This is a genomic window from Sphingomonas endophytica (assembly GCF_014199415.1).
GTDB lineage: Bacteria > Pseudomonadota > Alphaproteobacteria > Sphingomonadales > Sphingomonadaceae > Sphingomonas > Sphingomonas endophytica.
Genome location: NZ_JACIJN010000007.1, coordinates 61,256 through 75,109, shown reverse-complemented (window position 1 = coordinate 75,109; position 13,854 = coordinate 61,256). Strand labels below are relative to the sequence as shown.

Below are 13,854 nucleotides of genomic sequence, written 5' to 3'. Positions count from 1 at the left end.
GAACAATGACTGCATGACCTTCACGACTCTCGACAATGTCGATGATGCCGAGCTGCGCGTCGCGGTGCGCGCCGCGGCGAACTTCGGCGACCACGCCAACCTGCTGCCGATCTTTCCGATCGAGTTCGAGGAAGCGCAGCGCGAACTGCCGATCGTGTTCCGTCGCGGGGAGGGCCAGAGCCTGCGCGCCTATATCCTGCTGGGGCTCGACCGCGGTGAGAATCTGTTCCTTGATGGCGATCGCTGGACGACCCGCTTCATCCCGGCGATCCAGCGGCGCGGGCCGTTCGCACTGGCGCGCGGCGACGATGGCGAGGCGGTGGTGCAGGTCGACCGCGACGATCCGCGCGTCGGGGCGGCGGAGGGGCAGCCGCTGTTCCGCGATCATGGCGGCGATGCGCCGTATCTGGCGCATGTCCGCGCCACGCTGCACCTGTTGGCGGAGGGCGCGCAGAGCGAACGCGCGATCCTCGCCGACCTCGATGCGGCGGGGTTGCTGCGCAGCGTGACGCTGCGGATCGATCTCGGCGATGCAGGGGGATACGAGCTGACCGACCTGCTGACGATCGATCAGACGAAACTGGCGGGGCTGTCGGGTGCGGTGCTGGAGCGGCTGCACGCCAATGGGTTGCTGCGCGCGGCGACGATGGCGGCGGCGTCGCTGGGCAATGTCGAGCGGCTCATTGAGCTGAAGACGCTCAAGGATGCGGCGTGACCGCGCCGATCACCGACCGGCGCGTACCAGAGATCGCCGCCGACGATCCCGCGGCGCGCGATCTGGCGGCACTGGTCGCGGCGGGTGCGCCGATGGTGGTGCGCGGACTGGCCGCGGACTGGCCGCTGGTCGCCGCGGGGCTTGAGGGGCCGGAAGTGGCGGTCGAGTATCTGCGGCGCTTCTACAACGGCCAGCCGGGGGTCGGGTATACCGCCGATGCCGCGCATGGCGGCCGGTACTTTTACGACGATACGCTGACGCGGCTCGACTTTGCCGCGGAGCGGGTGGCGCTCGACGACTATATGGCGCGCATGCTGGCGGCGCTGGACACGGAGGGTGCACCGTCTTTCTACATCGGCTCGACCGATCTGGAGCGGTTCTTCCCTGGGCTGGTTTCCGAGAACCCGCTCCACCGCGTCGCGTTCGCGCGCGTGCTGCGCAGCATCTGGATCGGGACGCGCACGACGGCGCAAGCGCATTACGACATGTCGAACAATATCGCGGTCTGCGCGGTCGGGCGGCGGCGGTTCACCCTGTTCCCGCCCGCGCAGGTCGCGAACCTCTATCCCGGCCCGCTGGAGCCGACGCCGGGCGGGCAGGTCGTGTCGCTGGTCGATTTTTGCGCGCCCGATCTGGACCGCTTTCCCGGCTTTGCCGAAGCGCGTGACGCGGCGCAGGTTGCCGAACTGGAGCCGGGCGATGCGGTCGTCTACCCGGCCTTGTGGTGGCACCATGTCGAGGCGCTCGCGCCGTTCAACGTGCTGGTGAACTATTGGTGGAATGACGCGGCCGCGTTCATGGACACGCCGATGAACACCCTGCTCCACGCGCTGCTCAGCCTGCGCGACCGCCCGGCGGCGGAAAAGCAGGCGTGGCGCGCGCTGTTCGACTATTACGTGTTCGAGGATGCGACGCGGCCGGCGGCGCATCTGCCCGAGGACGCGCAGGGCGCGCTCGCGCCGCTGGACGACGCGCGCGCGCGGCGGCTGCGCGGCGACTTGCTGAGGAAGCTGAACCGATGACAGGCGTGCGGCGGGTGGTGATCGCGGGCGGCGGCACCGCCGGGTGGCTGGCGGCGGCGATGCTGACCAAGCAGCTCGGCGCGATGGTCGCGGTGACGCTGGTCGAATCGGAGGAAATCGGGACGGTCGGGGTCGGTGAATCGACGATCCCGACGGTGCGCGCCTTCCACCAGCTGATCGGGGTCGACGAACGTGATTTCGTGCGCGCGACCGGCGCGAGCTTCAAGCTGGGGATTTCGTTCGAGGGCTGGTCGAAGCCGGACGAGCGCTATCTCCATTCCTTCGGGTCGATCGGGCAATCGACGTGGATGGCCGACTTCCACCATTTCTGGCTGGAGGCGCGCGCGCAGGGCAGCGCCGAGGAGATCGGCCGCTATTGCGTCGAGCATGAGGCGGCGCGGGCGGAGAAGTTCGCGGGCGGCACGGAGGCGGGGCTCAACTACGCCTATCATTTCGATGCCGCCCGCTATGCCCGCTACCTGCGCGAGCGCTGCGAGGCGGACGGGCTGACGCGCGTCGAGGGCAAGATCGCGCGCGTCGAGCGCGACGGCGAAAGCGGCGACATCGCGGCGCTGGTGATGGAGGACGGCACGCGCGTCGCGGGCGACCTGTTCCTCGACTGTACCGGCTTCCGCGCGCTGCTGCTCGGCGAGACGCTGGGCGTCGGCTATGAGGATTGGGCCGAGTGGCTGCCCACCAACCGCGCGATCGCAGTCCAGACCAAAGCGACCGGACCGGCGGTGCCCTATACGCGCGCGATCGCGCATGACGCGGGGTGGCAGTGGCGGATCCCGCTCCAGCACCGGCTGGGCAACGGGATCGTCTACGCGAGCGACTATCTCAGCGACGACGAGGCGCAGGCGCGCCTGCTGGGGAGCGTGACCGGCGAGACGCTGATCGACCCGCGCGTGATCCGCTTCCGCACCGGGCGGCGGGTGAAGGCGTGGGAGCGCAACTGCGTCGGGCTGAGCCTGGCGGGCGGGTTCGTCGAGCCGCTCGAATCGACCAGCATCCACCTCATCATGATCGCGCTCACGCGGCTGTTGCAGCTGTTCCCGTTCGACGGCGTGAGCGCGGCGGCGGCGGCGCGGTTCAACGACATGGCGCGGCGCGAGATCGAGGGCGTGCGCGACTTCATCATCCTGCATTATACGCTCAACCAGCGCGACGAGCCGTTCTGGAAGCGGATGCGCGACATGCCGCTGCCCGACTCGCTGGCGACGCGGACCGCATTGTTCCGCGAGGGCGCGCAGGCGTTTCAGGCGAATGACGAGCTGTTCACGATCACGTCCTGGGTGCAGGTGATGCTCGGGCAGAAGCTGACCCCGCGCGCGCACAATCGCGTCGCGCGGATGATGCCCGAGGGACGGTTGCAGCAGACGCTGGGGCAGATGGCGGCGAACGTCGCGGGCGCGGTGCGCGCGTTGCCGGCGCATCAGGCTTATCTGGATCGGGTGTGAGGCAATCGCCCACCGCCTTCATCGTCATCCCCGCGAAGGCGGGGATCCAGACGCGCAGGTCCGTCGATAAAAGCGCGAGGGCAGAGGTTCCGGATTCTCGCCTTCGCGGGAATGACGGAAGGTTAGCGCGGGCGCGTCCATAGCAGCGGGTCGCGCGGGGTGTCCGGCAGTGACTGACGCCGCGCGGCCCTGACCCCCGCACGCGCGATCCATGCCAGCTTCGCGCCCTTCGAGGTCGTGACGCGATGATCCCACGCCCGCGCCCCACGCGCCGCCACCGCGCGCGCGATGTCGCCGTAGATCCCCGCCGCCGCCAGCACCGCCCACGCCGAGCGGAACGACAGCGCCTTGGTGCCGAGCGCCGCGCTGTCCTCGTGCAGCTGCGCGCGCGTCGCCAGTCGCTTCGCCAGCACCGCCAGCCGCTCGCGATACGGTGGCTTCATATGCTCGCCCGGCGGCATGTCCATCTCCACCAGCCAGTCGTCGGGCAGGTAGCAGCGGTCGACGCGCGCATCCTCCTCGATGTCGCGCGCGATGTTCGCCAGCTGAAACGCGAGCCCGAGATCGCAGGCGCGGTCGAGCGTCGCGTCATCGTCGGGCGACACGCCCATCACCACCGCCATCAGCAACCCGACCGCACCCGCGACATGATAGCAATAACGGTAGAGATCGTCCTCGCTGCGCGGGTGCCAGTCCTCGGCGTCGAGCTGGAAGCCGTCGATCACGTCATGGACGAAGCGGCGCGGCAATCCGGTCTCGCGCGCGACGACGCCCAGCGCGTCGAACGCCGGATCGCCGGTCGGTTCGCCATCGAGCGCGGCATCGCTGAGCGCGCGCACCCGCGCGACCCGCGCGCGCGCGTCGGTGACGATCGTGCGGTCGTGGCCATGATCCTGCCCGTCGACCAGATCGTCGCAGGCGCGGCACCACGCGTAGAGCAGCCACGCACGCTCACGCACCACCGGCGCGAACAGTTTCGACGCGGCGGCAAAGCTCTTCGACCCGCGCGCGATCGACAGTCGCGCGGTCTCGACCAGCGCCGCGCGCGTGTCGGTCACAGGTCGGAGGCGGCCATGCGCACGATCGGCTGCGTCGGGACGTGCGCCGCCATCCGGTCGAGCAGCCCGCCCAGCGTTTCGTCGACGATCAGCAGGTCGCGGTGCTGCGCGCGCAGGAAGCCGACCTCGCCCATCTTCTCCCAGAAGGCGACGATTGCGTCATAATAGCCGCCCGCATTGAGCAGACCGACCGGATCGGCATGATACCCGAGCTGCGCCCAGCTCAGCGCCTCCCACAATTCGTCCATCGTCCCCGTGCCGCCCGGCAGCGTCACAAAGCCGTCGGCGAGATCGGTGAACATCTGCTTGCGCTGGTGCATCCCCGTCACGACGTGGAGCTCGGTGAGGCCGCGATGCGCGACCTCGGCGTCGACCAGTGCCTGCGGAATCACGCCGATCACCTCGCCGCCCGCCGCGAGCGCGGCATCCGCAATCGCGCCCATCAGTCCGAGCCGTCCGCCGCCATAGACGACGCCGATGCCGCGCGTGGCGAGCGTGTGCCCGACCTCGCGCGCGAGATCGAGGTAGAAGGGGTCGGCGGGGGTGGCGGAGCCGCAATAGATGGCGAGGCGCTTCATGGCACCCGCGCTACGAGATCGACACGGGCAGGGCAACCGGCTTGGCAGTGTGCATCGAACGCGGCCAGAGGGAGGCGGTCGGAGGAACGGGGCGGGGGGGTAAAAGGTGGTGGAGCAGCCACGCTGGCGGGGGCGATCGGGATCGATCCTGCGCGCCGTCTACGCCCTGTGCCTGTTGGGGGCGACGTACAATCATTGGGCGATCATCGTCCGCCACGGGCTGCTCTGGGACTATGACGGCCTGCCGGTGGTGAGCGCGATCTTCTGGACGTCGCTGGCGTTTCTCGATCCCGCGGCGGTGTTGCTGCTGTGGCGTCGCCCGCGTGCCGGTGTGACGGCGACGATGGCGATCATCGTCGTCGACGTGGTTCACAACCTCTGGATTTTGGCACGTTTTTCTCCGCCCTTGTTGCGCACCCTGCTCGAAACGCCGGGCGTGATCGCCCAGATCGTGTTCATGCTCTTCGTGCTGGCGACCGCTCCCATCGCCGCCCGGTCACGCTGACGCCAGCGGCGGGACGCTCCAGTCGATCGTGCCGCGGCCGTGCGCTGCCAGAAAGGCGTTGGCCTTGCTGAAATGGCCCGAGCCGAACCAGCCCTTGTACGCCGACAGTGGCGAGGGGTGCGGGGCGGTGAGGATCAGGTGACGATCGTCGCCGTTCGCAGTGATGAGCGGCGCCTTGGCCTGCGCATGGCTGCCCCACAGCATGAACACGGTCGGCGCTTGCTGGTCGGCGACCGCGCGGATGATCGCATCGGTCAAATGCTCCCAGCCCCGCCCGCGGTGCGCGGCAGCGCGCCCCTCGGCGACCGTCAGCACGGTGTTGAGCAGCAGCACGCCCTGCCGCGCCCAATGTTCGAGAAAGCCATGCGACGGTGCAGCGATCCCGCAGTCGCTGGCCAGCTCGCGATAGATGTTGGCGAGGCTCGGCGGCGGCTTTACGCCCGGCCGGACCGAGAAGCACAGCCCGTGCGCCTGCCCTGCGCCGTGATAGGGATCCTGCCCGAGGATCACCACGCGTACGTCGGGCAAGGCGGTGAGTTCGAGCGCGCGAAAGCGGTCGGCGGGGGGCGGGAAGATCGTCACGCCGGCGCGTTCCTCGGCGGCGAGGAAGCGGATCAGCGCCGCCATCGTCCCGCTGGCGAGCGGCACGGCGAGCGCGTCGCGCCAGCTCGGATCGAATGTCGGCTGGTCCACCCGCGTCAGCCGTCGCGGCGGTGTTCGAGCAGCCATGGACGCGGGCGTCCGGTCGGCTTCGGCGTGCCGTCGAGCCGCAACGCGCGCCGCACCTCGACCGGCTCGAGCATCAGCGTGCCATTCATCTGCTGCCCGGTCGGCTCGGCGAGGATGCGCTTGACGGTCTTCTGCCCGGCAACGACGCGCCCGAATGCGGCATAGCCGGGATCGCGCGGGCTCCAGTCCATATAGGCGGCCGGGCCGACGGTAATGAAGAAATTGCCGTTCGCCGAACCGGGCGGTCCCTTGCGCGCCATCGAGATCGTCATGTCGAGATGGCGGATGCCGGTCTTCTTCGTCGATTCGTGCGGGATCATGTCGAGGAAGCGCCGCGCGTCGGTGCGGATGCCCGACTGGATGAAGCCGGTGCCGGGCAGCTTCTTGCTGCGCGCGGTACGATAGAAGCTGACGCCATCGAAGCGGCCGTCGTCGACGTAGCGCAGGAAATTGGCGGTAGTGAGCGGCGCGTGGCGCTGATCGAGCGCGAGCACGATCGGGCCGTCGGCGGTTTCCAGCCGCACGCGCACCCAGCCCGGCGTGGCGCGATCGGCGCGCTGCGCAGCGGCGGGCACCGCGACGGCGAGGAGGGCGAGCAGCGGGAGAAGGCGACGCATCGCGCGGCTGTACGGATGCGCGCGGACGATCGCAACGCCGTCAGAGGCCTAGCCAGACGAGCGGTTCGGGGAGCGCGGTTGCGGCATAATCGACGTGCAAGACGCGTCGACGGCGCTCACCCTGCGCGGCGCCGGAGGCGTGGAGGATCGGGGTGGCGTAGCTCCAGACGTCGCCGGCGTCGGCGAGGCAGGCGAGGGTGCCGTAGCGCGCGACCGTGTCGGCAATCGCGTCCTCAGGGATGCGGCCGAGGCGGTGCGAACCGGGGGCGATCAGCAAGGGTGCGTTGGCGGTGGGGGTGTCGTCGAGATGGAGGCGCAGCGTCACCATCGCCTCGGTGATCTTGAAGGGCGGTTCGACGTGCTGGATGCCCTGTTTGGTCGACCAGGGGCCGTAGCCGGGGACGTCGGCGCGGGCCCGGACGGCGATGGTGCGGTCCTGATGCCAGCCGAGCGACCAGTTGGTGGCGGGGGTCTTGTCGAAGAGGATTGCGCGGACCGGCTGCGCAAGCGGGCCGAGGTGGTACGCGGCGATGGCGTGGATCGGGCCGATGGCGAGCAGCGCGGGCAGCGCCGGGTGGCCGTGGAGGCGAAGGCCCGCGCGCTCCTGCGGGAGGTCGGCGGCGAGTTGGTTGAGCGTGGGAAGCAGTGGAGTGGCGGCGGCGGGGTGGTGGCTTGCGCCGTCGCGGGACCAGTCGAGGGTTGCCGTCATAGGGGCAAGCGTAGCGGGCAGCCCGCGTGTTTGCGAGCGCTCGGGAGGCGCGGACAGCCTACATGGCCGTCATCCCGGACCCTTCGACAAGCTCAGGAGAGCCTTGATCCGGCATCCCGCTTCTTACTTCTGTTGCAAAGAAGCAAAGAAGCGGGCCCCGGATCAAGTCCGGGGCGACGAAGAGAGGCTGTCTGATCTCCACGGGCCACGACGCGGGCGTGAAGCCCGCGTCGTCGGACGGCGCTGTGGCGCCGCCGGCCGTGTCGGCGGATGGCACGGCGCTTCGCGCGTGCCACCGGCGGGCAGCTTGCCCGCCTCCCGCCTTACAGCTTCTCCGTCAGCTCCGGCACGATCTTGAACAGATCCCCGACCAGGCCGAGGTCCGCAACCTGGAAAATCGGCGCATCCTCGTCCTTGTTGATCGCGATGATCGTCTTGGAGTCCTTCATGCCCGCGAGATGCTGGATCGCGCCCGAGATGCCGACCGCGACGTAGACTTCCGGCGCGACGATCTTGCCGGTTTGCCCGACCTGATAATCGTTCGGCACATAGCCCGCGTCGACCGCCGCGCGGCTCGCACCGACGCCCGCGCCGAGCTTGTCGGCGAGCGGCTCGATCAGCTCGTGGAACTTCTCGCCCGACCCGAGCGCGCGGCCGCCCGAGACGATCACCTTCGCGCTGGTCAGCTCGGGACGCGTCGAGGCCGCGATCTCCTGATTGACGAAGGTCGACAGGCCCGTGTCACCCGTCGTGGCGACCGCTTCGACGGTGCCTGAGCCACCCTCGGCGGCGGCCTTCTCGAAGGCGGTGCCGCGGACGGTAAGGACCTTCCTGGCGTCCGAGGTCTTGACGGTGGCGATCGCGTTGCCGGCGTAGATCGGGCGCGTGAACGTGTCCTCGCCCTCGACCGACAGCACGTCGCTGATCTGCATGACGTCGAGCAGCGCGGCGACGCGCGGCGCGACCGCCTTGCCGGTGGTGGTCGCGGGCACGACGAACGCGTCGTGATGCCCCATCAGCTCGACGACCAGCGGCGCGACATTTTCGGCGAGCTGGTGCGCATAGGCAGCGTCATCGGCGACGTGCACCTTGCCGACGCCCGCGATCTTCGCCGCCGCCTCGGCGACCGCGCCGACGCTGTGCCCGGCGACAAGCAGGTGCACCTCGCCCAGCTTCGCCGCGGCGGTGACCGCGGAGAGCGTGGCGTCCTTGACGGTCGATCCGTCGTGTTCGACCCAAACCAGCGTCTTCATTCCACTATCCTCTCGAACTTTCGAGCCGTTCGTCCTGAGGAGCCGCTGAGCGAAGTCGAAGCGGCGTCTCGAAGGACGGTGGTTCGAGACGAGGCTTCGACACGCTCAGCCTCCCCTCACCACGAACGGACCGTGAGATTACTTCGCGATACCCATCGACTTGAGCCGGTTCACCAGCTCGTCGACATCGGCGACCTTGACGCCCGCCATGCGCTTGGCCGGTTCGGCGACGCTGACGACGGTCAGCCGCGGCGTCACGTCGATGCCGAAATCAGCCGCGGTCTTGGTCGCGAGCGGCTTCGACTTGGCCTTCATGATGTTGGGCAGCGAGGCGTAGCGCGGCTCGTTGAGGCGCAGGTCGGTGGTGACGATCGCGGGCAGCCTGAACGTGTCGGTCTCCAGCCCGCCGTCGACCTCGCGGGTGACGGTGACGCTGTCGGCGGCCAGCTCGACCTTCGACGCAAACGTGCCCTGGCCCCAGCCGAGCAGCCCGGCGAGCATCTGCCCGGTCTGGTTGTTGTCGTCGTCGATCGCCTGCTTGCCGAGGATCACCAGCTGCGGCTGTTCCTCCTCGACGATCTTGGCGAGCAGCTTGGCGACGCCCAGCGGCTCGACCTTGGTGTCCGAGGTGACGAGGATCGCGCGGTCGGCGCCCATCGCCAGCGCGGTGCGCAGCGTGTCCTGCGCCTTGGGCTCGCCGATCGAGACGACGACGATCTCGGTGACCGCGCCCTTTTCCTTCAGGCGGATCGCTTCCTCGACCGCGATCTCGTCGAACGGGTTCATGCTCATCTTGACGTTGGCGAGATCGACGCCCGAGCCGTCCGCCTTCACGCGGGGCTTCACATTATAGTCAAGCACGCGCTTGACCGGCACCAGCACCTTCATTGCGCTACCCTCCTCAATCTGTCCGGGCTGCTACCTGACGTTTACGTAAACATCAAGTGAGCGGCCGGATGCGGCCGGGTCGCGGACGGCCGGCATCCTCTGTGATACAGCGATAAAGCGTCAGGCCGCGGAGATGTCCATCGCGATGTGCGGGACCGCGGCGTGACGCCCGATGTGCGAAGGGCGAGGTCGGCATGCCGACCCCGCCCCCGCGAGTTCCCGAAACGGTCCGCGATGATCGCGGCGTGCGTCAGGCGACCTTCTTGACCTCGGCAACGATCTTCTGCGCGGCATCGCCCAGATCGTTGGCCGGGACGATCGCGAGGCCCGAGTTCGACAGGATTTCCTTGCCCTTGTCGACGTTCGTGCCCTCGAGGCGCACGACCAGCGGCACCGACAGATTCACTTCCTTCGCCGCGGCGACGATGCCCTCGGCGATGATGTCGCACTTCATGATCCCGCCGAAGATGTTGACGAGGATGCCCTTCACCGCCGGATCGGCGAGAATGATCTTGAACGCCGCGGTCACCTTCTCCTTGCTCGCGCCGCCGCCGACGTCGAGGAAGTTGGCCGGGAACATGCCGTTCAGCTTGATGATGTCCATCGTCGCCATCGCGAGCCCGGCGCCGTTGACCATGCACCCGATGTCGCCGTCCAGCTTGATATAGGCGAGGTCGTACTTCGACGCTTCCAGCTCGGCGGCGTCTTCCTCGGTTTCGTCGCGCAGCTCGGCGAGATCCTTGTGGCGGAACATCGCATTGCCGTCGAAGCCGACCTTGGCGTCGAGCACCATCAGCTTGCCGTCCTCGGTGACAGCGAGCGGGTTGATCTCGATCTGCTCGGCATCGGTGCCGAGGAAGGCGTCGTACAGCTTCGCCGCGACGTTCGCCGCCTGCTTGGCAAGGTCGCCGCTCAGTTCGAGCGCGCCCGCGACCGCGCGACCGTGGTGCGGCTGGAAGCCGGTGGCCGGATCGACGTCGATCGAGTGGATCTTCTCGGGCGTGTCATGCGCGACGGTCTCGATGTCCATCCCGCCCTCGGTCGAGGCGACGAACGAGATGCGGCCGGTGGCGCGATTGACGAGCAAAGCGAGGTAGAATTCCTTCGCGATGTCGACGCCGTCGGTGACGTACAGGCGGTTGACCTGCTTGCCGGTCTCGCCGGTCTGGATCGTCACCAGCGTGTTGCCGAGCATCTCGGTCGCGGCGTGGCGGACCTCGTCCTCGGTCTTGGCGAGGCGGACGCCGCCCTTGCTGCCTTCGGGAAGCTCCTTGAACTTGCCCTTGCCGCGGCCGCCGGCGTGGATCTGCGCCTTGACGACGTAGAGCGGCCCGGGCAGCTTCTTCGAAACCTCGACCGCCTCATCCACGCTCATCGCGGCATAGCCGGCGGGCACGGGCACGCCGAATTTCGCGAGCAGTTCCTTGGCCTGATATTCGTGGATGTTCACGGGGGCTCTCCCAGGTGCAGCGATAAAATCGCGGCAGCCTAAAGCACAGGGGCGCACGCAAATCCACCCTTTATCGTTCCGCAGTTGCGATGCAATTGCAATAGATGGTTGTGGTTGCTCTTTCGTTCCCGCAGCGCCATGTCATTGCCCGTGATCCGGCTCCCGCATCCCGCGCTGCACGCGAGCCATTCCGGCATCTGGATGGCGGATGGCGAAGCGACGCGGGCGCTGTCGCGCGGCGAGGCGATCCGGCTGGCGGCGGATACGCCGGTGATCCTGCTCAACGCCCCGCTGATCGGGCAGCGGCTGGGCTATGCCGAGCTGTCAGGGCTCGACCTGCTCGAACTGTTCGCCTTTCTCCACCCGGCGCGGTTCATGGTGCCGACGCCGAAGGGCGTCGCGGATGCGTGCGGCATCCCCACGCCGGCGCGCGACGACGCGGTGGCGGCATTCCTGCGCGAGGCGGCGGCCCGCATGCTGGCGGTGACCGACGGCGACTGGCCCGAACGCGAGGGGGCGTGGACCGCCGCACAGTCGCTGACGCGCGCGCGCTGGGCGTGGGCGCCAGTCGTCGCGCCGCGCATCCCCAAGCCGCAGCAGAACGAGCGCTGGCTGTTCGCGCGGCTGCCCGAATGGGACGAGGTCGCCCCGCGCGCTGCGCCGCGCAGCGTCACGCTGGAGGAGCGTGCGGTGCTCGACCGGCTCGACCGGTTGACCGGCGCCGGGGCCGAGCCGCGCGCCGGGCAGCGCGCCTATGCCGCCGCCGCCAGCGCCGCCTTCAATCCGCGCGCCGCGCGCGATACGCCGAACCTGATGCTTGCCGAGGCGGGGACGGGGATCGGCAAGACGCTCGGCTATCTCGCCCCCGCCAGCCTGTGGGCTGAGCAGGCCGGTGGCGCGGTGTGGGTGTCGACCTATACCAAGGCGCTGCAACGCCAGCTCGGCCATGAGACGCGGCGGCTCTACCCCGACCGAGCGCTGCGCAAGGCGAAGGTGGTGACGCGCAAGGGGCGCGAGAATTACCTGTGCCTGCTCAATCTCGAAGATGCGTTGCAGGGCGGGTTCGCGGGGCGCGCGGCGATCCTCGCGCATCTCGTCGCGCGCTGGGCGGCCTATACCGACGACGGCGACATGGTCGGCGGCGACCTGCCCGGCTGGCTGGTCGCGCTGTTCCGCCGCAACGGCTCGGCGGCGCTGACCGACCGGCGCGGCGAATGCGTCTATGCCGGCTGCCCGCATTACCGGAAATGCTTCATCGAGCGCGCGGCGCGGGCCTCGGCAGAGGCCGATCTGGTGATCGCCAACCATGCCTTGGTGATGGTCAATGCCGCGCGCGGGCGCGAGCTGGCGACGCGCCCGACACGCTATGTCTTCGACGAGGGGCATCATCTGTTCGATGCTGCCGACGCGATGTTCGGCACCGCGCTGACCGGATCGGAAACGATCGAGCTGCGGCGCTGGATCGTCGGACCCGAGGGCACGTCACGCGGGCGGCGGCGCGGGTTGCAGGCGCGGCTGTCGGATGTCGCAAGCTATGACGAACAGGGCGGGCGCGCGGTGACCGACATCGTCGGCGCGGCGCAGGCCTTGGCGTCCGACGGGTGGCTGGCGCGCGTCGCCGAGGGGCAGCCGTTCGGTGCGATCGAGGCGCTGCTGGGCGCGGTGCGTGGGCTTGCCTATGCGCGGGCCGAGGAGCGCGGTGCGGATGCCGGCTACGGGCTGGAAACCGAGCTCGCCGAGCCGTCGCCCGAGCTGATCGAGGCCGCCGCGCCCGCCGCGCAGGCGCTCGACGCGCTGGTGCGGCCGATGGTGGCGCTCGGCAAGCGGCTGGAGGCGGTACTCGCGGAGGGGCCGGACTGGCTCGACGGGCAGGCGCGCGCGCGGGTGGAGGGGGCGATCGCCTCGCTCGGCTGGCGCGCGGAAACGGTCGCGTCGTGGCTGGCGCTGCTTGCGCGCGTCGGCGGCCCGGCCGACCCGCGGTTCGTCGACTGGCTGGCGGTCGATCGCGTCGAGGGGCGCGAATATGACATCGGGCTGCATCGCCGCTGGCTCGATCCGACGCTGCCGTTCGCCGAAACGGTGCTGAAGGGCGCGCACGGGGCGCTGGTCACCTCGGCGACGCTGACCGCAGGCGGTGACTGGGACATTGCCGAGGCGCGGGTCGGTGCGCCGCACCTGCCGCGCGCGGCGGGGCGCTTCCAGGTCGAGTCGCCATTCGATTATGCGGCGCGCGCCGAGGTGGTGATCGTCACCGACGTGAAGCGCGGCGACATTCCCGCGCTCGCCAATGCCTATGCGCGGCTGGTCGAGGCGAGCGAAGGCGGCGCGCTGGGGCTGTTCACCGCGATCCGCCGGCTGCGCGCGGTCCATGCGCGGGTCGCCGACCGGCTGGCGCGCGCCGGGCTGCCGCTCCACGCGCAGCATGTCGATCCGGTCGATACCGGGACCTTGGTCGACATCTTCCGCGATGATCCGCACGCCAGCCTGTTCGGCACCGACGCGCTGCGCGACGGGGTCGACGTGCCTGGCCATTCGCTGCGGCTGGTGGTGATGGAGGGCGTGCCGTGGCCCAAGCCGACCGTCCTCCACGCCGCCCGGCGGCTGGCGGGGGGCGGCAGCGCCTATGACGACCGGATCGTCCGCGCGCGGCTGGCGCAGGCGTTCGGGCGGCTGATCCGGCGCGGCAGCGATGCCGGGCTGTTCGTGCTGCTGTCCGCCGCGATGCCGTCGCGGTTGCTCGACGCCTTTCCGCCGGGCGTGCCGATCACGCGCGTGCCGCTGGACGAAGCGGTCGAAAGAGTGAAGCGGCGGCTTTCCACTGCGCCTGACATCGGGCATGACGCGCCCCTCGACGCCTGACGGAGACCGAC

At 69.5% G+C, this 13,854-nt stretch carries 13 protein-coding genes; 5 read left to right on the top strand and 8 right to left on the bottom strand.

Annotation, left to right across the window (positions count from 1 at the left end; genetic code table 11):
• Positions 1-13 precede the first annotated feature (13 nt).
• The 3 genes from FHS97_RS11480 to FHS97_RS11470 are packed head-to-tail and all read left to right on the top strand — an operon-like array spanning position 14 to position 3,197.
• Positions 14-715, top strand: coding sequence for a SapC family protein (locus FHS97_RS11480; RefSeq protein ID WP_184037544.1), 702 nt, complete (start codon positions 14-16; stop codon positions 713-715).
• Entirely contained in the window at positions 712-1,737 is a 1,026-nt protein-coding gene (locus FHS97_RS11475; protein WP_184037540.1) for a cupin-like domain-containing protein, read from the top strand. The genes FHS97_RS11480 and FHS97_RS11475 overlap by 4 nt, the downstream gene beginning before the upstream one ends.
• The gene (locus tag FHS97_RS11470; RefSeq protein ID WP_184037537.1) at positions 1,734-3,197 is read left to right on the top strand and encodes a tryptophan halogenase family protein; all 1,464 of its coding nucleotides are present in this window, start codon (positions 1,734-1,736) and stop codon (positions 3,195-3,197) included. Before FHS97_RS11475 ends, FHS97_RS11470 begins: the two co-directional genes overlap by 4 nt.
• A gap of 122 nt (positions 3,198-3,319) precedes the next feature.
• Here the strand turns inward: FHS97_RS11470 and FHS97_RS11465 are convergent, their stop codons facing one another.
• Complete coding sequence (locus FHS97_RS11465; protein ID WP_184037532.1) at positions 3,320-4,255, bottom strand: squalene/phytoene synthase family protein; 936 nt, start codon at positions 4,253-4,255, stop codon at positions 3,320-3,322.
• Positions 4,252-4,833 carry an LOG family protein gene (locus tag FHS97_RS11460; RefSeq protein ID WP_184037529.1) on the bottom strand — a complete coding sequence of 194 codons (582 nt, stop codon included), beginning with the start codon at positions 4,831-4,833 and terminating at the stop codon, positions 4,252-4,254. The genes FHS97_RS11465 and FHS97_RS11460 overlap by 4 nt, the downstream gene beginning before the upstream one ends.
• 109 nt (positions 4,834-4,942) lie before the next feature.
• On the opposite strand from FHS97_RS11460, the gene FHS97_RS11455 reads away from it, so the two are divergent.
• Entirely contained in the window at positions 4,943-5,338 is a 396-nt protein-coding gene (locus FHS97_RS11455; protein WP_184037526.1) for a hypothetical protein, read from the top strand.
• On the opposite strand, the gene ung is transcribed toward FHS97_RS11455, so the two are convergent.
• From ung to sucC, 6 genes are all read right to left on the bottom strand, one after another.
• Positions 5,330-6,031 carry a uracil-DNA glycosylase gene (gene ung, locus FHS97_RS11450; protein ID WP_343053434.1) on the bottom strand — a complete coding sequence of 234 codons (702 nt, stop codon included), beginning with the start codon at positions 6,029-6,031 and terminating at the stop codon, positions 5,330-5,332. The two genes, FHS97_RS11455 and ung, sit on opposite strands and share 9 nt — an antisense overlap.
• 5 nt (positions 6,032-6,036) lie before the next feature.
• Positions 6,037-6,684: a peptidylprolyl isomerase gene (locus FHS97_RS11445; protein ID WP_184037518.1), complete on the bottom strand. Its 648-nt coding sequence runs from the start codon at positions 6,682-6,684 to the stop codon at positions 6,037-6,039.
• Between the two features lie 40 nt (positions 6,685-6,724).
• Positions 6,725-7,393, bottom strand: a complete 669-nt coding sequence (locus tag FHS97_RS11440; RefSeq protein WP_184037515.1) for a phytanoyl-CoA dioxygenase family protein — start codon at positions 7,391-7,393, stop codon at positions 6,725-6,727.
• Between the two features lie 323 nt (positions 7,394-7,716).
• Positions 7,717-8,646: an electron transfer flavoprotein subunit alpha/FixB family protein gene (locus tag FHS97_RS11435; protein WP_184037512.1), complete on the bottom strand. Its 930-nt coding sequence runs from the start codon at positions 8,644-8,646 to the stop codon at positions 7,717-7,719.
• Positions 8,647-8,784: 138 nt separating this feature from the next.
• Entirely contained in the window at positions 8,785-9,534 is a 750-nt protein-coding gene (locus FHS97_RS11430; protein ID WP_184037509.1) for an electron transfer flavoprotein subunit beta/FixA family protein, read from the bottom strand.
• 250 nt (positions 9,535-9,784) lie between these two features.
• On the bottom strand, positions 9,785-10,984 hold the full coding sequence (gene sucC / locus FHS97_RS11425; protein WP_184037506.1) for an ADP-forming succinate--CoA ligase subunit beta: 1,200 nt from the start codon (positions 10,982-10,984) through the stop codon (positions 9,785-9,787).
• Between the two features lie 138 nt (positions 10,985-11,122).
• Here sucC and FHS97_RS11420 point away from each other — a divergent pair, with 138 nt between their 5' ends.
• Complete coding sequence (locus FHS97_RS11420) at positions 11,123-13,843, top strand: ATP-dependent DNA helicase (RefSeq protein ID WP_184037503.1); 2,721 nt, start codon at positions 11,123-11,125, stop codon at positions 13,841-13,843.
• The last annotated feature ends 11 nt before the right edge of the window (positions 13,844-13,854 follow it).

Excerpts from the sequence above, each read along its gene's own strand:
- FHS97_RS11440 (WP_184037515.1), bottom strand. The coding sequence starts at position 7,393 with ATGACGGCAACCCTCGACTGGTCCCGCGACGGCGCAAGCCACCACCCC.
- FHS97_RS11420 (WP_184037503.1), top strand. The coding sequence starts at position 11,123 with ATGTCATTGCCCGTGATCCGGCTCCCGCATCCCGCGCTGCACGCGAGC.
- FHS97_RS11470 (WP_184037537.1), top strand. The coding sequence starts at position 1,734 with ATGACAGGCGTGCGGCGGGTGGTGATCGCGGGCGGCGGCACCGCCGGG.
- FHS97_RS11435 (WP_184037512.1), bottom strand. The coding sequence starts at position 8,646 with ATGAAGACGCTGGTTTGGGTCGAACACGACGGATCGACCGTCAAGGAC.
- FHS97_RS11445 (WP_184037518.1), bottom strand. The coding sequence starts at position 6,684 with ATGCGTCGCCTTCTCCCGCTGCTCGCCCTCCTCGCCGTCGCGGTGCCC.
- FHS97_RS11460 (WP_184037529.1), bottom strand. The coding sequence starts at position 4,833 with ATGAAGCGCCTCGCCATCTATTGCGGCTCCGCCACCCCCGCCGACCCC.
- FHS97_RS11430 (WP_184037509.1), bottom strand. The coding sequence starts at position 9,534 with ATGAAGGTGCTGGTGCCGGTCAAGCGCGTGCTTGACTATAATGTGAAG.
- FHS97_RS11480 (WP_184037544.1), top strand. The coding sequence starts at position 14 with ATGACCTTCACGACTCTCGACAATGTCGATGATGCCGAGCTGCGCGTC.